16 protein-coding genes are annotated in these 20917 nt (G+C 39.5%); 7 read left to right on the top strand and 9 right to left on the bottom strand.

Annotated features, from left to right (window positions below; translation table 11 throughout):
* Nucleotides 1–19: 19 nt before the first annotated feature.
* Nucleotides 20–1462, bottom strand: coding sequence for a glycosyltransferase family 2 protein (locus tag CRO21_RS05675; protein WP_171293993.1), 1443 nt, complete (start codon nt 1460–1462; stop codon nt 20–22).
* A gap of 383 nt (nt 1463–1845) precedes the next feature.
* On the opposite strand from CRO21_RS05675, the gene CRO21_RS05670 reads away from it, so the two are divergent.
* The 3 genes from CRO21_RS05670 to CRO21_RS05660 all read left to right on the top strand — a co-directional run bounded on the left by CRO21_RS05670 (nt 1846) and on the right by CRO21_RS05660 (nt 6225).
* Nucleotides 1846–4095 (top strand): TonB-dependent hemoglobin/transferrin/lactoferrin family receptor, encoded by a 2250-nt coding sequence (locus tag CRO21_RS05670; RefSeq protein ID WP_097078358.1) that lies wholly within the window; start codon nt 1846–1848, stop codon nt 4093–4095.
* A 31-nt stretch (nt 4096–4126) separates the two neighbouring features.
* The gene (locus CRO21_RS05665) at nt 4127–4960 is read left to right on the top strand and encodes an EF-hand domain-containing protein (RefSeq protein WP_228150369.1); all 834 of its coding nucleotides are present in this window, start codon (nt 4127–4129) and stop codon (nt 4958–4960) included.
* A 254-nt stretch (nt 4961–5214) separates the two neighbouring features.
* Nucleotides 5215–6225, top strand: coding sequence for a formamidase (locus CRO21_RS05660; protein WP_097078357.1), 1011 nt, complete (start codon nt 5215–5217; stop codon nt 6223–6225).
* A gap of 223 nt (nt 6226–6448) precedes the next feature.
* Here the strand turns inward: CRO21_RS05660 and CRO21_RS05655 are convergent, their stop codons facing one another.
* From CRO21_RS05655 to pepN, 4 genes are all read right to left on the bottom strand, one after another.
* The gene (locus CRO21_RS05655; protein ID WP_097078356.1) at nt 6449–6805 is read right to left on the bottom strand and encodes a DUF1304 domain-containing protein; all 357 of its coding nucleotides are present in this window, start codon (nt 6803–6805) and stop codon (nt 6449–6451) included.
* A gap of 123 nt (nt 6806–6928) precedes the next feature.
* Nucleotides 6929–7291, bottom strand: coding sequence for a hypothetical protein (locus CRO21_RS05650; RefSeq protein WP_141398114.1), 363 nt, complete (start codon nt 7289–7291; stop codon nt 6929–6931).
* 653 nt (nt 7292–7944) lie between these two features.
* Complete coding sequence (locus tag CRO21_RS05640) at nt 7945–8325, bottom strand: hypothetical protein (RefSeq protein WP_097078353.1); 381 nt, start codon at nt 8323–8325, stop codon at nt 7945–7947.
* A gap of 107 nt (nt 8326–8432) precedes the next feature.
* Nucleotides 8433–11042 carry an aminopeptidase N gene (gene pepN, locus CRO21_RS05635; protein WP_097078352.1) on the bottom strand — a complete coding sequence of 870 codons (2610 nt, stop codon included), beginning with the start codon at nt 11040–11042 and terminating at the stop codon, nt 8433–8435.
* 200 nt (nt 11043–11242) lie between these two features.
* Here pepN and CRO21_RS05630 point away from each other — a divergent pair, with 200 nt between their 5' ends.
* Together CRO21_RS05630 and thiM are read left to right on the top strand one after the other, a co-directional pair.
* On the top strand, nt 11243–12418 hold the full coding sequence (locus tag CRO21_RS05630; RefSeq protein WP_097078351.1) for a hypothetical protein: 1176 nt from the start codon (nt 11243–11245) through the stop codon (nt 12416–12418).
* Between the two features lie 17 nt (nt 12419–12435).
* Entirely contained in the window at nt 12436–13278 is an 843-nt protein-coding gene (gene thiM, locus CRO21_RS05625) for a hydroxyethylthiazole kinase (RefSeq protein ID WP_097078350.1), read from the top strand.
* Nucleotides 13279–13304: 26 nt separating this feature from the next.
* Here the strand turns inward: thiM and CRO21_RS05620 are convergent, their stop codons facing one another.
* Nucleotides 13305–14105 carry a TIGR01458 family HAD-type hydrolase gene (locus tag CRO21_RS05620; protein WP_213064402.1) on the bottom strand — a complete coding sequence of 267 codons (801 nt, stop codon included), beginning with the start codon at nt 14103–14105 and terminating at the stop codon, nt 13305–13307.
* 230 nt (nt 14106–14335) lie between these two features.
* Nucleotides 14336–15589 (bottom strand): NADP-dependent isocitrate dehydrogenase, encoded by a 1254-nt coding sequence (gene icd, locus CRO21_RS05615; protein ID WP_097078528.1) that lies wholly within the window; start codon nt 15587–15589, stop codon nt 14336–14338.
* Between the two features lie 203 nt (nt 15590–15792).
* Here icd and CRO21_RS05610 point away from each other — a divergent pair, with 203 nt between their 5' ends.
* Entirely contained in the window at nt 15793–16587 is a 795-nt protein-coding gene (locus CRO21_RS05610) for an rRNA large subunit pseudouridine synthase E (protein ID WP_097078349.1), read from the top strand.
* A gap of 187 nt (nt 16588–16774) precedes the next feature.
* On the opposite strand, the gene CRO21_RS05605 is transcribed toward CRO21_RS05610, so the two are convergent.
* Both CRO21_RS05605 and CRO21_RS05600 read right to left on the bottom strand, forming a co-directional pair.
* On the bottom strand, nt 16775–19012 hold the full coding sequence (locus CRO21_RS05605; RefSeq protein WP_097078348.1) for an NADP-dependent isocitrate dehydrogenase: 2238 nt from the start codon (nt 19010–19012) through the stop codon (nt 16775–16777).
* A gap of 529 nt (nt 19013–19541) precedes the next feature.
* A complete protein-coding gene (locus CRO21_RS05600; protein ID WP_097078347.1) occupies nt 19542–19967 on the bottom strand; it encodes an OsmC family protein in 426 nt (141 codons plus the stop codon).
* A gap of 126 nt (nt 19968–20093) precedes the next feature.
* Here CRO21_RS05600 and crp point away from each other — a divergent pair, with 126 nt between their 5' ends.
* Entirely contained in the window at nt 20094–20816 is a 723-nt protein-coding gene (crp, locus tag CRO21_RS05595) for a cAMP-activated global transcriptional regulator CRP (protein WP_097078346.1), read from the top strand.
* Nucleotides 20817–20917 lie beyond the last annotated feature (101 nt).

Here is a 20917-nt window from a genome sequence, read left to right as displayed (position 1 = left end):
TTTTACATATTGTTAAAGATTAAATTTCCCGTTGCGGCAACCAATTTTTCTGTTTTCTGATAAAAATCCACCAGCCCAGACAAGCACCTAATACTTTGACAATCTGAAAGCTAAATGGTGCTGCTATGGTGGCAAAGATCATTTGAGGAATGACATGCCAAGTCATTTTAATATTGGTCCAGCGCTGATAAACGTAAATACCCCATAAATGAAAACACAAATCCAGTGCAATTTTCGCCGCAATAATCATTAAAACCGTATAGACCGCAGGGCTTTGCTGGATCACGAGCATAAGCAGAATAAATATCGCAGCAACAGCAAAAAAAGGTTGTACTGTATCCAGCATTTTTATCGGCAGCATAAAGCGACCAACCCTGCCAAATTTATTATTTGCCATCATGTCCAGATTATTATATTGGGTTTCCAGAAAACCCGCGAACCAGCGACGTCGCTGATGAAAAAAAGATTTAAATCCGTTCGGCGCATCGGTAATACTATAGGCTTGTCCGACCACACCTACGGTCCAATTCAGCTGGTGTTGATAGGCATAGCGATAAATCCGATGGTTAAGCTCATAATCCTCCACCATACTCTGTGCATCAAAACCACCCAAAGTTTTTAGCATGTCACAGCGGTAAGCGGCAAATGCACCAGAGACTAATAACAAGGCATTGGACTCTTGCCAAGCTGCACGGGATAAAAAAGAAAAGATATATTCAAATTGCTGGAAAAACTGAAAAAACACATCAAATAAACGACCTGATTTATTCTGCCGACAAACGGGTTGAAGTACGCCGCCCGCTGCGACTAAATCTGGATTCTGCTTAAATTCACTGACAAAAGCCTGTAAAGCATCGGGTGAAATGACAGTATCGGCATCTAAAGTCACCACAATATCCGAGTCGATATAATCCAGTGCCGAATTTAAAGCACGGGCTTTGCCCTGATGTCCAAGTCTTAGCACCGTTAAATTGCTATATCGAGCTGAACAAACCAGACCCGACTGATTGGCAATGCCATAATTTTGCTGTAAAAGTTGTGGACTATTGTCGGTTGAGCCATCATCCACAATTAAAATCTGTGCTAGCGGATAGGTCTGTAAAAATAATGCGTCTAAACAGTTAGGTAAAATCAGACTTTCATTACGGGAGGGAATAATCACACTGATGCTTAAATTTTTATCAGGATCGATTCTTCGATGTTGACTGCCCTGATTGACCAGTAAATTAGGTAATGGCAACAAGATTTTTGAACGTAAATTAAAGGTCTGAAACAACACAAACAATAGCAACCAAGTATCATATGCCAGATAAATCAACCCTGCTGTCCATGCCCAGACATTTTCAAATAAAAACCCCGAAATCACACTGGCAATAAATATCACGAGACATGTCAGCATGACAAATTTTGAGACTAATTCAGCACCAGTAGAACGATTGGGAGATGACGAAAGAGATGACATAACATTCATCGCCGCAGATGATTAAATGAATTACATTGTTGCAAAATCGGAAAATGCCATCAATCAAAGATATGTTTTTGACTCATCAACGAATTGATCAACCTACCTGAATGAGTACTTTTTTGGATAAAATATAGGCTTCACCAGCTAAAATAATTACATAAGTTAACTAATAGTTACATAAAAATACATATTGAAATTTATTAACAACATTTTTAGTGGAAATACATGTATTTCTCCACAAAGTTATAGAAAATAATAGACATGTTGATTATCATTATCAATTAATACCATTTTATCTATATTTTTGTAAGTTTATATTACATTGTCATGATAGAGAAGTTGGTAGATCTGCTTTATTTACTTTTATTCTGAGTTTTTCTATGCGTGAATTTCATCCTCAACGCCAGCCCTTAAAAACTGCGCAGCTTAACTACCTTAGTTTATGTATCACTGCATTATGTGCCTTCCCCAGCTTAGCTAATGCTGAAGAGGAAAAATCCTATACGAGTTTGCCTGTTATTACCGTTTATGCAGAAAAAGAGGACAATACGCCTGCTTCCATTGCCACAATCAATAGAGAAAATCTGGATAAAACTGGTACCAACGACATGGCCAGTATCGTTAAATACTTACCGTTGGTCAGTGCCCCATTTTCTGCCAATGGTGCAAGTACATTCTATGCCGGTTCAGGTACAAGCAGTTATAATATCCGGGGTATTGATGGTAACCGGGTTGGCCTTGATGTAGATGGTGTTGATATTGCTGATGCGACTATGGCAACTTGGACCGGTGCAAGTATGCGTAACAGTGCATCAGGCCGCGATTATATTGATCCAGAAATGTTTCAGAGCGTCAATATCTACTCTGGGACAACAGATGCATCTACAGATGGTATTGGTGGACGTGTATCATTCATCAATAAATCGCCAGATGATTATTTAGTTGATGGGAAAACATATGCCGGTACAGCCAAGGTTGGTTATAGCTCTGCTGATGAAGCTTGGTTAACCTCTGTAACTGGTGCAGTCGGTAATGATTCGGTTAAAGCACTGATCGCTTATGCACATCGTGATGGACATGAAGTTCAAGGAAATTCCAAGACCAAACAATTCCCAGCTGACTGGAAATCTGATGCTGTATTAGGTCGTTTAATCTGGAATATTAACGATCAGCATCAACTTGGTTTTACTGCTGATTATTATAAAAAACATAATTACATCACCGAAATGGATGGTAGTACTTACACATCTATTATTTATAATGATGGTACTCAGGATCAAAATATTCAACGTCAACAATTCATTCTTGATTATGTCTTTAAACCAACCCAATTTGTATTATTTGACAAATTAAAAACAAAAACATGGTATCAAGAATCAAATAATGATACTCGTACTACTTATAATACAAGCACTTATCTTCGTGATGTAAATAACCAATTTGAAGAAAAAAATATCGGTATTAAATTGGAAGCAAACAAAGCTGTTGGCATTCATAATTTGACTTATGGTTTAACTGCTGATAAAAAGGAATATGATAGTACCCGTAAAGAGTTACGCAATGGTGCATCTACATCATCCAACCTATACCAGGGTGCTTACTTATTCAACTCTGAAGTAAATCGCTATGCAGCTCATATTACTGATGAAATTGAGTTTGATGTTGCAGATCGTGCATTAGTAGTTACACCATCTTTACGTGGAGAACGCTCAGAATATCGTCCTGAAAACTCAACCTATGCAGGCGTGGAAGATAAAAACTTTAGCTATTTTGCGCCAGGTTTATCTATAAGCTATCAATTAACACCGCACAATTATACCTATGCAAAATACACCCATGGTGCACGTGTTCCATCAGCAACAGAACTGGGGAGTTATTTCCAGACATCTTCATCAGTATCATATTATCTGTCTGGTAACTCTGATTTGAAAAAAGAAACCAGCGATGCCTTTGAAATTGGTCTGCGCAATAGCTCAATTGATGGGATTAAAGTTGATTTAACAGGTTTTTATACCAACTACAAAAACTTTATCGACTATAAACAACTTGCAAGCTCCGAATGTACTGTTTCAGGTGTATATTTATGCTATGAAGCACAAAACTTGGCTAAAGCTGCAATTTGGGGAGCTGAACTTTCTGCTCATATAGATTTAGGACATTTCATTAATAATACTGATGGCTTTAGTCTGGCATTGGTGGCAGGTAAAACCAAAGGCCATGCAGAAAACGAAGATGGTAACAAAACCGGTATCAATTCTATAAATCCAGGTAAAGCAAGCTTAACCTTTGCTTATGATGATCCAAATAAACGCTTTGGTTTAGGTTTTACCACAACAGCAGTTGAAAGCAAAACCGCCACTCAGGATGCCAGTACCTACTCAGCAAGCTCTGGTTATGCACCAGTTGCAGGTTACACGGTATTTGACTTCACTGCATACTGGAACATCAACAAATTTACCAAATTGAATGTTGGTTTAAATAACATCTTTGACAAAACCTATTGGAATTATTCAACTGTAGGAACATTAAATAGTTCAGTAAGTGCGAGTGGTCGTAACACTTCGACATTAATTGACCGCTCTGCGGAAGTAGGTCGTAATGTGGTAGCTAGTCTTGAATTTAAATTTTAAACCTCTTTATTGAATTTCTGGAACATTTGATATGAAAAAACGTCCTCTCTCAGCACTTATGGCTTTAGTTTTATCGAGTACCGTAAGTTTTGCAGCCGCACCACAGCCTGATCTTTATAAACAAAGTCTGGGCATCTATAGCTTGAGTCATAGCGACCTCAAAGACAGTACCCAAGCCACTTTTGTTAAAAGCTTCGTTTCAGATTATCAGCCATTATTTCAAAAACATAGCAAAGTTGATTTACAACAGTATCTAGCATTTGAAAATGCCCGGTTACAATCGATTATTGAGAAACGTCGTGAAATGTCTTTAAAGCAGGCGCATGTACGTTTTGGTGTGATTAATCAGGATAAAGATGACAAAATCACGCTGAAGGAGTTTCAGGAAACTGGTTTCAAAACTTTCAATGGATTTGATAAAAATCAGGATGGGATTATCAATGCCGAAGACCAGAAACTTGCACCTGTTGCCCAAGGAACGCATGATGGTTTACGCATTACTACACCTTTGGCTATGCCAATGGCAAATAGTATTGCCGAATTTATCCAGATGTATGGCGGCGATAAAGGTTTTGTAACGTTAGGCGATTATTTAAAAGAACGCGATCAGCAATATTTCCATACCGATGCAAACCACGATCTGACTTTATCTGAACAGGAATATGTCACAGAGTTCATGCAACGCTATGATGAAAATCTGCAAAAAGCAAAAGCAGAATATCAAACTATTTTCACCGAACAATTCAAGTCCATTGCAAATAATAAAGCCACCATCAGCAGTAAAGATGTAGATGCCTATGCAAAACTATTGTTCAAGCATTTTGATGCCAATAAAAATGGTCGTCTTGAGGCAAATGAGCTGTAAATCTGGCTCTGGTCAATTTTAAATTTTTCCCATTAATACCCTGCCCTAAAATCATTTTGGGGCAGTTTTTTGCATTTCTTAAGTGATTTTCCATCACCCAATGCTTTGAAATAATTAAAAAATAACGAGACTAAATTTTCACCCATATAAGTCATATTACGTATTATCAAAATAATAGAAAAATGAGAGTTTAACTGCATAGGTAAATAACGCACCTTATTTCAAAAGTGTAAACCAAAAACAGGAGAATTCTCATGGCGAGTACCGGAAGTGTAAGTGCTTCAGAAGAAGCCCTACTTGTTGCAGCAATCCAATATCCAGTACCTGTGATCAAGGGACCTGAAGATATACAAGTGCAAGTTGACAGGATTTGTACAGCACTGGCCAATACCAAGGCAGGCTATCCAGATCTCGACTTAATTGTATTTCCAGAATATTCAACTCAGGGTCTAAATACGGCAATCTGGACCTATGATGAAATGCTATTAACCATCGAAAGCCCGGAAATCCAGCAATTCAAAAATGCCTGCAAGAAAAATGATGTATGGGCAGTATTTTCCTTGATGGAAAAAAATGAAGATCCGAGCAAAGCGCCTTATAACACAGCCATTATTGTCAATAATCTAGGGGAAATTGCATTACATTACCGCAAATTACAACCATGGGTACCGATTGAACCGTGGTCTCCTGGCAATTACGGTATGCCGGTATGTGATGGACCAAAAGGTTCAAAACTAGCGGTATGTATCTGTCATGACGGCATGTTCCCGGAATTGGCCCGTGAAGCAGCCTATAAAGGATGTAATGTCTATATTCGGATTTCCGGCTATTCTACACAAGTCAACGATCAATGGATCTGGACCAATAGAACCAATGCTTGGCAAAACCTAATGTACACTGTCTCTGTCAATCTCGCAGGTTATGACAATGTATTCTATTACTTTGGTGAAGGCACCATCTGCAATTATGATGGTAATGTCATTCAGCAAGGCCATCGCAACCCTTGGGAAATTGTGACCGCAGAACTTTTCCCACGTTTGGTGGATCAGGCGCGTGAGAACTGGGCACTTGAAAATAATATTTTCAATCTGGGTTGCCGTGCTTATGTCGGAAAACCTGGCGGTGAAACAGCCAACTACCTGACTTGGGTAGAAGATCTGGCCAAAGGAGAGTATAAATTGCCTTGGGATGACAAAATCAAAATTCGTGATGGCTGGAAATATTATCCGGATGGCGTAAAACTTGGACCTATGCCGAAAAAATAATTTTTAGCATAGCCTACGATGAAACAAATCCCTCTCTGTATCGCATCAGGAATAGTGTTGGATGAGAGGGTTTTGTTTTAAAATCAATATTAATGGATTAACGACTCGCCATGTTATTTTCTTCAATTAAAAATACATAAGCTGATCCAAGATTTCCTAAACTCAAATAAATCAATAATCTAGGTTTATTCCACACAATCTAATCATGACCTCAACTTCGCGGCTAAAGCCCAACATTCAATAAAATTAACGCAAGCAATGCAGGTACAGCCTGAATAAAAATAATTTTCCGATTTGCTGTTACACCGCTATATACACCGGCGATAAATACACATGCTAAAAAGAAGTTCGCCACCGAAAAAGAAAGAATCGGTCCAGCCACTAATGACCAGAACAATCCAGCAGCCAAAAAGCCATTGTATAAACCCATATTTTGAGCCAATGTTTTGCTTGCTTTCGCCTGTTCAGTACTATGACCAAAAGCTTTTCGGCCAGCGGGTTTGTCCCACAGGAACATTTCCATAATCAGAATATAAACATGAAGTAAAGCAATGATCAATATCAGTATTTTTGCAAACATTTTATGTCCTTTTGATGTATGCACTCAAATGAATAGATATATTTTTTGCAACATTATTCTGTACAAGTCGCTACTTTAACAAGATGCAAGAATAACGCAAGTGGCCATAATATAGACCGCATTTTAATCGCTTGAACCACCACCATCACCGCCTCCGCCATCTCCACCACCATCGGAACCGGAAGAATCGGAAAATGATGTACTATCCCATGAACTAGAAGCACCACTGCCACCAAATGCGCCCCCCTCGCCTGAATAACGAGTATTAGAATCACTTTGATCAAGTGTATTGATATAGGGACTTGAAGATACAATATCCTGAAAAGATTGACGTTTGGCATCTTGCACGGATTGGTGCTCACGATCCCGAACAGATTGTTGTCGCAATCTTTGTAATCTGGCTTTTCTCTGCTGTCTGCGAGAAGATTTCAACCAGCCAAAATACATAATGGCGAGGACAATCATTATACAAACAATATAAGTCATCATCATTCCTTGTCAATTGAACACAATCATGAGAATTTATATATGAGTTTTTTAAGCAGCTGAGCCATCACTCTTGCCCGATAAAATTATAATAGTAAGTTCTGTTAAAAACCACTTCACCTTTTTCCAATCGCAATTGCAAATATTAACGGGTTGATTTAAATCATTATCATATACTCATCACTAGTTATATATAACAACTGCATCCCATGACAATTTCCAAACTCTTATTCATCATATTTGCGCTATGGTTTACATTGTTTCTTGCCTATTTTTGGTGGAAAGTGGCACTAAAAGGATGGGTTTATAAATTTTTCCTGTATAGAAGAGGTATCGTTACCACAGCAGAAATTACCTATTTCCTGGATTCACTGATCAAAGTTCAATATCGCGCAATGTTCTATGTAAAGCTGAAATTTCACACGGCTACACAGGAAGTAAATACGGATAATATTAAAATTTTTCTAAGCAAAAATGAAATTCATCGATATCGTGTAGGTCAAAAGGTTAAAATCAAATACGATCCTAAAAACTTAAAAAATATTTCAATTATAGGTGTAATTACCTAGATTTTAAGTGATATAAATTAAAGAACTGAATTTGTGCTCTGTTATTTAGAGTTCATATTCTAATGTCTTTAATAGACTGCCCTATTAATTCAGCAATAATTGTTGGCGATTTGTTTTAAAGTAAAGATATGCACCTAATTCTAATGCGATAAAATAACTCATATTTCTTAAAATATCAACAATAAAACCAGACTGTCCAAAAATTAAATCTGTTGAAAACAGAAAAATGACTAAGGCTAAATGTAAAAAAAGATGTTGTTTAACCTTATTCTCTGGCGCACTTTTAGTATTTATATAACCAATCCCCATTATTCCTAAAAATATTACAATAACACCGATAATCGTTCCAATATTCTCATATTGCTGTTGTGTAGGATCAAAAATTACATAGTTAACAATCGTTGCTAAAATGCAAAGACTAAGAAATGAGGTTATTATATTCTTGATGTAGTAATCCAAATTCATTTTACACTTCTTATAAAATTTCAATTAAATCAGAATAATACTCAAATATGGAATCTAAAACAAATAAAAAGCCCACATTTTCATGCGGGCTTTAAAATTTTTTGCAATTATACGCTTAGCATTCTGTTAATGGTTTCCACAACATTTTTAGATGTCACTTGTACCTGTAAATCCAAAAGACGTGCTTTTACTTCGGTACGTTGTGGTTCTGCCAAGGTGTACCAACGTGACAAAGCCTGAATCATACGGGAACCCACAATCGGATTTTTGGCATCCATCAATTTGGTTAAATGCACAAAATGGTTAACCCCAACCTCACCCCATAAATTTACAGGGCGAGAAGATAAGCCACCTGTCACCGCACGAATACGGTTTGGCGTACCCAAATCATAATCCGGATGAGAGGTCAGACCTTCAATCAAGGCTTGATCTGCATGGGGATGCGCTGCCTGAATCATAAACCATTGGTCAATCGCCAAGGCTTCATCTTTAAAACGATCATAAAAATCCTGTAAAACCTGTTGTGCTTGTGGTGCATCATTCCAGACCAATACACGTAATGCACCCAAACGCTCAGTCATATTCAAGGTATTGTGATATTGTGCATCAGCCAGATCAAATACCTGTGTATCCCCAACCCGTGCAAGCATGCTTAGGGCGATATTACGTAGTGAACGCACACCCATCGCCTGACTAAAATCAGATTGGGCATCTGGATCAAGGGTTTGATAACTATTTTTCCAGAAATCCCCCAAATGTTTTGCTACAGCATTCAGTACAGCTTCACGTTTTTCTTCAATTGCTACCGGACGATAGTCCACATCAATACGACTGGCTAAATAGCTTTCACTAGGAACATCCAGTAATCGTGATGCCAGCAAAGGATCAGTATTGACCAATTCCACTACAGTTTTTTGAATTGCGTGAAGATAGATATCAGCCGGGTGATCCTGCAATAATACCCGTTCCAGCAAAGTTTGTGTTGCCTGCCACTGGTTAAAACCATTACTTTCATGTTGTAACAAAAAGGCAAGTTCTTCATCACTATAGGCAAAGTTTAAATTAACTGGTGCAGAGAAATTACGTAGCAGTGACAATACTGGTTTACGACTCACATGCTTAAAGGTGATGCTTGCACTGTCCTGTTCAAACAGATAAACACCATCTTTAACCTGATTCTGGAACAGATCCTCACACTCTAATGTCAATTGTTCGCCAGTCTCTGCATCAAACAATGCCAATGCCACAGGGATCGGCACGGCTTTTAAATCAGGATATTTGGCATGTGGTTTGACACTTTGTTTTAACTGTAAGGTATAGGTTTGTGCAGCAGGATCATAATCCGCCTGAACATCCAGCACTGGTGTACCCGGCTGGTTATACCATGTTAAAAATGCAGATAAATCCACGCCTGAACCAGCACTTAAGGCCGCGACCCAATCCTCTACAGTCACCGCTTGCCCATCATGACGACGGAAATATTCATCAGTCCCCTGACGGAATTTTTCTTTACCCAGTAAGGTTGCCATCATCCGGGAAATTTCTGCCCCTTTTTCATAGACAGTTGCAGTATAAAAGTTATTAATTTCCACAAAATGATCTGGTCGTGCCGGATGCGAAAGTGGACCTGCATCTTCTGGGAATTGATGTGATTTTAATACCGCAACATCGTCAATACGCTGTACCGCAGCCGATTGTAAATCTTCTGAAAATGATTGATCACGGAATACGGTTAAGCCTTCTTTCAAGCAAAGTTGAAACCAGTCACGACAGGTAATGCGGTTTCCGGTCCAATTGTGGAAATATTCATGGGCAATTACCGACTGTACCCGCATAATCGCTGCATCGGTGGTCACTTCCGGATCGGCAAGCACACACGAGGTATTAAAAATATTTAAACCTTTATTTTCCATCGCCCCCATATTAAAAGCACTGGTGGCAACGATCATATAATTATCAAGATCATAAGGACGGCCATAATGCTCTTCGTCCCATTTCATAGAATCTTTTAAGGCCTGCATGGCAATCTGACATTTTTCAATATCTTTGGCTTCGGCATAAATTTCAAGTGCCACTTCACGCCCTTCAATGGTGGTATAGCGATCTCTTAAAACTTCCAAATCACCAATCACACAGGCAAATAAATAACTTGGTTTTTTGGTCGGATCCTGCCACAACGCATAATGACGTCCCTCACCTGCTTCGCCAGTTTCCAGCAAGTTACCATTGGCAAGTAGCACCGGATATTTTTTATCGGCTTCAACCCGCGTTGTAAATACCGATAACACATCTGGACGATCAGGATAAAAGGTAATTTTACGGAAACCTTCCGGCTCATTCTGTGTAACAAATAAATCCTTGCCCGCCAGATATAAACCTTCTAACTGGGTATTACTTTCTGGATGAATGATGACTTCTGTTTCTATTACAGCATGATCAGGTGCATTTTTGATAAGCAGTTGTTCACTGTCTAATTGGTATTGTTCTTCACTTAAAGGTTGTCCATTGACACGAATCGATTTTAATTCCAGATCACGCCCCAACAGGATCAAATCCCCTGCATGCTGCCGTTGTACTTCAAGTTTACTACTCACAATCGTGTGATCATCAAACACACGAATATCCAGTGCAATACTGTCCACTGCAAAAGCAGGCGGTGTGTAATCTTTTAAGTATACAGTTTCGGGTACACTTGGCGCATTGACAGCAATATTCATCATCATTCCTTATTATTTGATAACCCTATTAAGATAGGGTCAAGGATACAGCTTTTAAAGGTGAATGTGCATTAAAAGCTGTGAAAGCTTTTACACACTTTGCAATAACATACAAGGCTTATGCCAATCTCACGACAACAATATCCAAAATCTTCACTTTTAAGTTACACTAGTGGGAGAAAAAGGATGAAATCAACCCCATGCCCGAACTAACCCAAATTTATCAGAAACAATTGGATGCCAGCCAGCTTTGTCCGGTCTGTAAAGCAGCAATGTATTGGGTGGAAGGTGAGTTTTATCAGCAGGCACTGAATTTTCATCAATGCAGCCATTGTGAACACTGTATTTTTTATGGTGAACAAGCGCAGCAATGCCATTGTGATGCCTGCTTAAAAAGCCGAAAAAAACAGATTCAGCAAACCCGTTTTAGTGAACGCAAGGAAGAATGGCAAAAAAAACGTGAACAACAGGATAATGTCGAATTTTTGCTAGACAGTTTAAGCCTGATCGACAAGTTATTTCTGCTTAGTCTGCTTGACGGTATTGTCGATGAACAGCATCCACATGATGAGTTTATTAATTTTGAGCATTATTATCCGCTACAGATTGCACCGAGTTATCAATTATTTAAATTCTTAAAGCAACATTTTATCAAACATTATTATTTGCTTTCACAGCAACAAGGCAGTGAAAAATATTTTACCAATCTCCGGCTGCATGGTTATCGCGAACCAAGTTTACTCAGCATCACCCAGCAATTACGTGCATGGTTTTATCAGGATTTTACTCAAGGTGTGCCTTATAAGGACAGTGAAGAAGTTAAGGAAACACTATTGATTCTGCTCTCTCATGAGATTTTAAATTTTTGCCAGCATCGTTGCCAGAAATGGCAAATCCAGTTTTATGGCAATCAGCAATTTATTGATTTTTGCAAACAATTATTAAATGATCTGGCAGTCACACAGATTTTCTTTCTGGCAGATAAAGCGCTTAACTATTTACACGATAAACAATTACTGGAAGCTTCCAATCAAAATTTTGTCAATACCAACCGCTTGCGCAAAACCCTGATGCAATATCGAGAACGTGGCGAACAGGAACACTGGGAAACCTCAAATCTGGCACGCCCTCATGATATGCCGTACAGCCAAATGAGTTATATTTTTATTGATCGTTTATTAAAATTTGAAGATAAAGCCTTTAAACAACCGATCTGGAAATGCTGGCAGGATATTTTGCCAAGATTACGTTTCTTTACCGAACGACATTGTATTCACTGTGGCAGTAAAGAACTGGTCATTGAATATAGTACACAGGAATATGTATCGTTTAGTTGTTTAAGATGCAAACAGCAGGATCATTATTTTATTAAATAACGCAAGAGGCAAAATAAATGCATAACAAGACCGATATCATTGAGCAGATACAGGATTTATGGCAACACCTACAAGATCAACAGCCACTGGTACATTGTATTACCAATAGTGTGGCCAGTAACTTTGCTGCCAATGTGGTGCTTGCGATTGGTGCCTCGCCTGCCATGATTGATAATCCCTTTGAAGCAGAACAATTTGCACAGATTGCAGGTGCATTAAGCATTAATACCGGCACACCGACCACTGAACAAACTCAAGCTATGTTTAAAGCAGTCAAAGGTGCAAATACAGCAGGCACCCCTTGGGTACTTGATCCTGTAGGATATGGCGCAATTTTAAGCTGGCGTAGTGAAACAGTTGATGATTTACTCACCTTTCAGCCACATATTATTCGTGGTAATGCTTCGGAAATTGCAGCATTGGCAGGAAATCAAAGTTCAGCCAAAGGTGTAGACAGTACCTTACAATCCGATCAGGCACTGCAACATGCACAATCCTTATTAAATAGCAGTCCTTGTATTGCGATTTCAGGAGCGACGGATTATATCCTAAGCCAAGAATTTGGCATCATTGCCATTACAGGCGGGAGTGTGTTACAGCCCAAAGTAACTGCCATGGGCTGTGCTCTGGGTGCGGTATGTGCAGCCTATCATGCGGTGAGTCAATCCAGTGCCTTGGCTGCCATCGCTGCACATTGTCATTTTGCGCTGGCGGCCCAAAATGCTGCTGAACAAACACACGGGATTGGTTCGTTTCAGGTGGCTTTTTTAGATGCCTTAGATCAGCTCAAACCTGAAGATTTTAACCATATTGACCTAAAGCGTATTGATCCAAAACATAGCCAGTTAAATTCACTCTGATTGTTACCAACAACTTGTAAGATCCCTTATTTCTCAGGTAAATATTGTGCTAATTCGGCCACACTTTCCAATACTAGGTCAGGCTGAATTTTGGATTCGGCATGATAACTGGCACGATATTTCCCTGTTTTTACCAAAGCGGCAAAAATTTCCAGTCGCTGCGCACCACCCACATCACTATCGATGTCATCACCAATCAAAATTGCCTGATGTGCGGAGCAATCCGCTGAGGCCAGTACTTGCTGGAAAAAAGCAACTGTTGGCTTACCCATAATTAAAGCGGTTTGATTGGATACATATTCAAGACCTGCCACAAATAGTCCGATATCGACTTTCAAACCTTCTTGGGTTTGCCAGAATTTATTTTTATGCAAAGCAATTAACTTTGCCCCTTGATTTAAACAATTAAAAATCTGGTTGAGTAAATCAATATTCCAGCCATTGCCAATATCACCAATCACGACAAAATCAGGGTGTTGTTGATCTTGTTCAAACTCGGAAAAATCTGCCTGAATATTTTCGGAAACCACTGTCCAGATTTTAATTTTTCGTCCCAGATTGATTTGTTCATCATGCAAATAAGTACGGCTGGCTTCCGATGCACTTAAAATTTCATTTTGCTCAACCTGAATCCCCACGTTTTCAAGTTGCTCAACCAACATGGCCTGACTCTTGGTGGTGGTATTGGTCATAAAACGAATGGCATAATTTTGATCACGTAAGGTCTGTATCAATGCCCTTGCACCGGCAATTTCCTGACCATCCACATGCAAGGTGCCATCGATATCAAAGATAAAAAGTTTTAATTGGGCAGGTAAATGCATCATTGTCTTACCCCGATTGATCAACAAACCCTATCTTAGTAATTTTAATGATTTTTTTACAAGTATTTATTTATAACGAAATGTTTTGTTGTGTCATTGATTTATACTTAAATTCAAACAGATCATCGTCAAATAAATAAACCCCGATGCAGGATAAACACTGCATCGAGGTTTGTTTTCATTTAGCAATCCATCATTGTAATACAACTAAATAGATAGTATTAGATCATTATTCATTCCATATGCTTCACAATCGCATTGCCAAATTCAGAACAACGCAGCAATGTTGCCCCCGGCATCAGACGTTCAAAGTCATAGGTCACAGTTTTTGCTTCAATCGCACCTGAAACACCCTTGATGATTAGATCGGCAGCTTCAATCCAGCCCATATCACGCAGCATCATTTCCGCAGAAAGAATAATCGAACCCGGATTAACTTTGTCCTGACCGGCATATTTCGGGGCTGTACCATGTGTGGCTTCATAGACAGCAATCGCACCGCCAATATTTGCCCCCGGTGCAATCCCGATACCACCAACTTCTGCGGCCAACGCATCAGAAATATAGTCACCGTTTAGGTTTAATGTTGCAATTACTGAGTAATCTGCCGGACGCATTAAAATTTGTTGCAGGAATGCATCTGCGATGACATCTTTAATAATAATGTCTTTACCATTTTTCGGGTTTTTGATTTTTACCCATGGACCACCATCAATCAGTTCACCACCGAAACGTTCAACCGCGAGTTCATAGCCCCACTCTTTGAATGCACCTTCGGTATATTTCATGATATTGCCTTTATGTACCAAGGTCACAGAAGGTTTATCATTATCAATCGCAAACTGAATAGCCTTACGCACCAGACGTTGTGTCCCCTCTTTAGAAACCGGTTTGATACCGATTCCACAATCTTCGGGGAAACGGATTTTTGTCACGCCCATTTCTTCTTTGAGAAACTTAATGACTTTTTTCGCTTCTGGAGAATCTGCTTTCCATTCAATCCCTGCATAGATATCTTCCGAATTTTCACGGAAAATCACCATGTCTGTTAATTCCGGATGTTGTACCGGAGATGGCACACCTTCAAACCAGCGTACTGGTCGCACGCATACATATAAATCTAATTCCTGACGTAAAGCGACATTTAAAGAGCGAATACCACCGCCGACAGGAGTGGTTAATGGGCCTTTAATTGAGACAATAAATTCACGTAATGCCTCAAAAGTTTCTTCTGGCATATAGGTGCCATAAATTTTGTCTGCTTTTTCGCCACAATACACTTCCATCCATTCGATCGAGCGTTTACCACCGTATGCTTTTTGCACAGCAGCATCAACGACTGTTTTCATTGCAGGCGTAATATCCACACCAATACCATCCCCCTCAATAAAAGGAATGATCGGATGATTTGGAACATTCAATGATAAATCTGCATTTACAGTAATTTTGCTGCCATCCTCAGGCACGACGATTTTCTGATAACCCATTATGCTAGTTCTCCTTATCCCTATTATGTAGCTCATAAATGAAAAAATAATTGTCGATAAACAATACATTCGACTTTTCATCACGCATAATAGCTTAATTGAATTAAATCATTTTTTGAGATTTATATGAGGAATAACAACATTTCTCATATAAATAAAACTCAATATTTTCTATGGTTAGCTGAAAGAAGAAGTCATGTTTTATGAAAATTGTCATCCTTAATAAACCGTATGGAGTCCTCTCCCAGTTTCGTCCAGACGAAGCACACATGACCGTATCTGACTTTGTGCAAGATCCAGATTTACGTTTGGCAGGTCGTCTTGATCTAGACTCTGAAGGTCTGGTATTTTTAACCGACCATGGCGGCTTAAATCAGTTTATTACCAATCCTGCGAATAAAAAGTACAAAACCTATTTAGTTCAGGTGGATGGTGATGTTACCGAAGAAGCACTTGAGCAATTGCGCAAAGGCGTTGAATTAAAAGATGGTGTGACATTGCCGGCCAAAGCAGAAAAAGTTTCTGAACCTGAATGGTTATGGGAGCGCAATCCACCTGTCCGCTATCGTGCCAATATTCCAACCTCTTGGGTTGAAATTTCAATTTGTGAAGGTCGCAATCGCCAAGTTCGTCGGATGACTTCTGCTGTCGGTTTTCCGACCTTACGTCTGATTCGAACCGGAATTGGTTCCATTGATTTGGTGTCACTAGGCTTACAACCCGGTGAAAATCTAGAGATTGAACCCTTGCTTTATCCTGATTTTAAAGATATTCCTGCTGATAAACCCTATCAGGCACGCTCATATGTAAAAAAACCGGGTGGTTCAGGTGGCAAACCCATGCCGCAGAAAAAGAAAGACGCCGAGAAAAAAGATAATGAAAAGAAAAAATCCGGTACGAAACGCATCTGGCAAATGGAAGAAGGTGAAAAACCACGTCGTAAAACCAATGGCACAACCCGACCTAATACCAAAAGTCGTGGTCGTAGAGCACGTTAAGTTCTGAATGATTAAAACAAACAAAGCTCATCACGATGGGCTTTTTTTCTTCATCTCTTTTGTGTTTTTCTAAGTTAATTTATCCATATCAATTTTTATAGGAAATTTACGACAAAACATACAGACAAAAAAGCCGGTGTATTTACACCGGCTTAGCTATATCACAACAACATCAGATCAATGCATACTATGCTTCAGCAGTTGCCAAAACAGTATTGAAAGTGGTGCTTGGACGCATCACAGCATTGACTTTGCTTTGATCAACAGCGTAATAACCACCAATATCAGCAGCCTTGCCCTGCACCTCGGCAAGTTCAGCGACAATTTTCTGCTCATTTTCAGCCAGTGCTTTAGCAAGTGGTGCAAACTTGGCTTTTAACTCGGCATCTTCGTCCTGTGCAGCAAGCGCTTCAGCCCAGTACAATGACAGATAGAAATGACTGCCACGGTTATCAATCTCACCGGTACGACGAGACGGCGACTTGCCATTATCGAGCAACTTACCAGTTGCCTGATCCAGTGTCTTGGCCAGCAACTTCGCACGGACATTGTTTTCCTTGATGCCCAGCTCTTCCAGCGAAACAGCTAACGCAAGGAACTCACCCAGCGAATCCCAACGCAAATGGCTTTCTTCGACCAATTGCTGTACATGTTTCGGTGCTGAACCACCCGCACCTGTTTCATACATACCGCCACCGGCCATTAACGGTACAATCGACAACATTTTTGCAGAAGTACCCAATTCCATGATTGGGAACAAGTCTGTCAGGTAGTCACGCAGAATGTTACCGGTTACAGAGATAGTATCGAGACCGCGTGCCACACGTTCAAGCGTATAGCGCATTGCACGTACCTGTGACATGATCTGAATATCCAAACCAGTGGTATCGTAATCTTTCAGATAAGTTTGTACTTTTTTAATCAGCTCATTTTCGTGTGGACGATACGGGTCTAGCCAGAAAATAGCCGGCATACCAGAATTACGGGCACGAGTAACTGCAAGTTTTACCCAATCGCGGATTGGTGCATCTTTCACCTGACACATACGCCAAATATCGCCAGCTTCAACATTTTGAGACATCAATACTTCACCCGTATCAATATCCGTGATATTGGCAACACCAGCCTCAGGAATTTCAAAGGTCTTGTCGTGCGAACCGTATTCTTCAGCTTTTTGTGCCATCAAACCAACGTTTGGCACAGTCCCCATCGTTTTCGGATCAAAGTTACCATTCCATTTACAGAAATTGATCATTTCCTGATAGATACGTGCAAAAGTTGATTCAGGCATCACTGCTTTCGCATCATACTGTTTGCCATCTGCACCCCACATTTTACCACCAGCACGAATCATCGCAGGCATAGACGCATCTACAATAATATCGTTTGGTGAATGGAAGTTGGTAATGCCTTTGGCAGAATCGACCATTGCCAATGCAGGACGGTGTTCCTGACAAGCATGTAAATCTTCGATAATTTCTTCACGTAGCGATGTTGGCAATGTTTCGATTTTCTCGTACAGTGCAGACATACCATTATTGACATTGATACCTAGCTCTTCAAACAGTTTGCCATGTTTTTCAAATGCGTCTTTATAATAGATCTTCACACAATGACCAAATACAATCGGATGTGACACTTTCATCATTGTCGCTTTAACGTGCAACGAAAACAAAATACCCGCTTCACGGCAATCTTCGAGTTGTTTCTCGTAGAACTCGCAAAGCGCTTTCTTACTCATAAACATCGAATCAATGATTTCGCCATCTAAAAGCGCAACTTTTGGCTTAAGCACAATGCTCTTACCATCATTTGTGATCAGTTCCATCTTGACATTACGTGCGCGGTCAAGTGTCAATGACTTTTCACCATGATAAAAATCACCATGTTCCATATGTGAAACATGCGTTTGTGACCATTGCTTCCATTCACTCATCGAATGCGGATGCTTTCTAGCGTAATTTTTTACCGCAGCAGGCGCACGACGATCAGAGTTACCTTCACGCAGTACCGGGTTTACAGCCGAACCCAAGCATTTGCCATAACGGGCTTTGATTGCTTTGTCTTCCTCAGTGGTCGGGTTTTCCGGATAGTCCGGAATAGCATAACCTTTAGACTGAAGTTCTTTGATGCATGATGTCAACTGCCCAACAGATGCACTGATGTTTGGCAGTTTGATAATGTTTGTGTCTGGATCCTGCGTAAGATGACCTAGCTCTGCCAGAGTATTGGGCACCTTTTGTTCATCGCTTAGGTAGTCCGTGAATTCTGAGAGCACGCGTGCGGCAACGGAGATATCTTTTTTAACGATATCAATGTCAGCTGGCTTAGTAAAGGTCTCTATGATCGGCAGTAGCGAATAGGTCGCCAACAGTGGCGCCTCATCAGTCAGTGTGTAAATGATTGTTGACTTTCCACCAGCCATATATAGCCCCTTGCTTTAAATTAAATTTTTAGAACCGAGCAAAGTACTCAATCCTGTGTACCGATTTGCTTAAAAACATAACCCCGAGAGTATCGACTCTCATGGGCTTACAGTCAACGATATATCTTGTGATAGTGACATTTCGCCAGGAAATACCATAGCGTATTCTTATTTGCTTGTGTCACCTTCTAGACTAATTGTTTAGAGATTTGGATTTGTATGATATTTCATTATCTGCTAGGTGATATGATATCTATTATAAGTTTTCAGTTTTAGAGCGTATGACGACACAAATAATGTTCATCTCTATAGATTGATTAGAATTTAGAAAATACCATCAAGATGAAATCGAAATAGTGTTGGTCTGTTCTTAATTATAGCGTAGATGGAAATTAAGAACCCACCAAATAAACATAAAGTGTTTTATTAGAACAAAAGTATAAAACCTGACACATAGAATATCGTTTCAATCTGCTAAGAAATAGATGCTTTGTACAATGTAAATTTCAAAACATCTATATCCGTATTTTTATTCTGCGACTTCAATAATTTCAAAATCGTGGGTAATTTCTACCCCACCATCATGTAACATCTTGCTGGCTGAACAATATTTTTCCGCCGATAACTCAATTGCCTTGGCAACTTGTTTTTCTTTCACAGCTCGACCACTGACAATAAAGTGTAAATGAATTTTGGTAAAGACTGCTGGAATACTATCTGCTCGGTCTGCTCTGAGCTCACATTTTACATCGCTAATGTCTTGGCGTGCTTTTTTAAGAATTGTTACAATATCGAATGATGCACAACCGCCAAGCCCCAAAAGTATCAATTCCATTGGACGAGCGCCACGATTTTGTCCACCATATGCTGCTGAACCGTCCATAATTACCTCATGTCCGCTCTCAGAAGTGGCTTTAAATGAGACATTATCTAACCATTGAACACTTGCTTGCATTGCAACTCCCATTAAAAAAATATACATTTCTATATCAGATTGTATAGTAGCATACCAGCACTGTATACATATCACTTTATATGTATATAGTAAGTGGTTATTCTGTTTAAAAACTTGGGGTTAGTCATGTTCTCTTCTGATTTTTCTAAATTAAGTACTGATGCTTTGTCACCAGGACAACTACCTGATTCTGTAAAAGCCTTACTTAAGCGTGCAAAAATCAATCGTTTCCCTAAAAAAACAACTATTGTGCATGCAGGGACAGAATCCCATTCACTTTATTTGATTTTAAAAGGTTCTGTATCCATCATTATAGAAGAAGATGATACACGTGAAATTATTGTCGCCTATTTAAATGCAGGCGATTTTTTTGGTGAAATGGGTCTGTTTGAAGCCAAGCCACAGCGTACCGCCGAAGTTCGCACTCGGGAAGTCTGTGAAATTGCCGAAGTTGATTACGACACTTTTCATGAATTATGCCGCCAGTATCCGGATTTAAGCTACGCTGTTTTTGCACAACTGGCGCGTCGCTTAAAAAATACCACACGTAAAGTAACCGATCTGGCCTTTATTGATGTTTCAGGACGTATTGCACGTTGTCTGATCGAGCTGGCAGAACAACCAGAAGCCATGATGTTACCCAATGGTCGTCAAATCCGTATTACCCGTCAGGAAATTGGTCGCTTAGTCGGTTGTTCCCGTGAAATGGTAGGTCGTGTTTTAAAAACCCTTGAAGAACAAGGCATGATTGAAACCGATGGTAAAGCCATTCTGATTTATGACAGCTCATTAAAACCGACCGAAAGCAATGATCCTGTTTCTGAGGATTTTGATGAAGATGAAGAATAACTCGGATTAAATCTTTAACCCCTGTTTTTATATTTTCTTTTCATACCATTGCAATTAAAAAAACCCGATCAAATTGATGATCGGGTTTTTTTGATGTTTAA

This window comes from Acinetobacter puyangensis (assembly GCF_900096995.1).
In the GTDB taxonomy this organism is placed as follows: Bacteria; Pseudomonadota; Gammaproteobacteria; order Pseudomonadales; family Moraxellaceae; genus Acinetobacter; species Acinetobacter puyangensis.
The sequence above is the reverse complement of the archived record's forward strand: the minus strand, read 5'-3'. Positions and strand labels throughout refer to the sequence as shown.

What these genes read in the sequence shown, in the direction of transcription:
- CRO21_RS05675 (WP_171293993.1), bottom strand. Translation starts at nt 1,462, where the DNA reads ATGTCATCTCTTTCGTCATCTCCCAATCGTTCTACTGGTGCTGAATTA.
- CRO21_RS05670 (WP_097078358.1), top strand. Translation starts at nt 1,846, where the DNA reads ATGCGTGAATTTCATCCTCAACGCCAGCCCTTAAAAACTGCGCAGCTT.
- CRO21_RS05665 (WP_228150369.1), top strand. Translation starts at nt 4,127, where the DNA reads ATGAAAAAACGTCCTCTCTCAGCACTTATGGCTTTAGTTTTATCGAGT.
- CRO21_RS05660 (WP_097078357.1), top strand. Translation starts at nt 5,215, where the DNA reads ATGGCGAGTACCGGAAGTGTAAGTGCTTCAGAAGAAGCCCTACTTGTT.
- CRO21_RS05655 (WP_097078356.1), bottom strand. Translation starts at nt 6,805, where the DNA reads ATGTTTGCAAAAATACTGATATTGATCATTGCTTTACTTCATGTTTAT.
- CRO21_RS05650 (WP_141398114.1), bottom strand. Translation starts at nt 7,291, where the DNA reads ATGACTTATATTGTTTGTATAATGATTGTCCTCGCCATTATGTATTTT.
- CRO21_RS05640 (WP_097078353.1), bottom strand. Translation starts at nt 8,325, where the DNA reads ATGAATTTGGATTACTACATCAAGAATATAATAACCTCATTTCTTAGT.
- pepN (WP_097078352.1), bottom strand. Translation starts at nt 11,042, where the DNA reads ATGAATATTGCTGTCAATGCGCCAAGTGTACCCGAAACTGTATACTTA.
- CRO21_RS05630 (WP_097078351.1), top strand. Translation starts at nt 11,243, where the DNA reads ATGCCCGAACTAACCCAAATTTATCAGAAACAATTGGATGCCAGCCAG.
- thiM (WP_097078350.1), top strand. Translation starts at nt 12,436, where the DNA reads ATGCATAACAAGACCGATATCATTGAGCAGATACAGGATTTATGGCAA.
- CRO21_RS05620 (WP_213064402.1), bottom strand. Translation starts at nt 14,105, where the DNA reads ATGATGCATTTACCTGCCCAATTAAAACTTTTTATCTTTGATATCGAT.
- icd (WP_097078528.1), bottom strand. Translation starts at nt 15,589, where the DNA reads ATGGGTTATCAGAAAATCGTCGTGCCTGAGGATGGCAGCAAAATTACT.
- CRO21_RS05610 (WP_097078349.1), top strand. Translation starts at nt 15,793, where the DNA reads ATGAAAATTGTCATCCTTAATAAACCGTATGGAGTCCTCTCCCAGTTT.
- CRO21_RS05605 (WP_097078348.1), bottom strand. Translation starts at nt 19,012, where the DNA reads ATGGCTGGTGGAAAGTCAACAATCATTTACACACTGACTGATGAGGCG.
- CRO21_RS05600 (WP_097078347.1), bottom strand. Translation starts at nt 19,967, where the DNA reads ATGCAAGCAAGTGTTCAATGGTTAGATAATGTCTCATTTAAAGCCACT.
- crp (WP_097078346.1), top strand. Translation starts at nt 20,094, where the DNA reads ATGTTCTCTTCTGATTTTTCTAAATTAAGTACTGATGCTTTGTCACCA.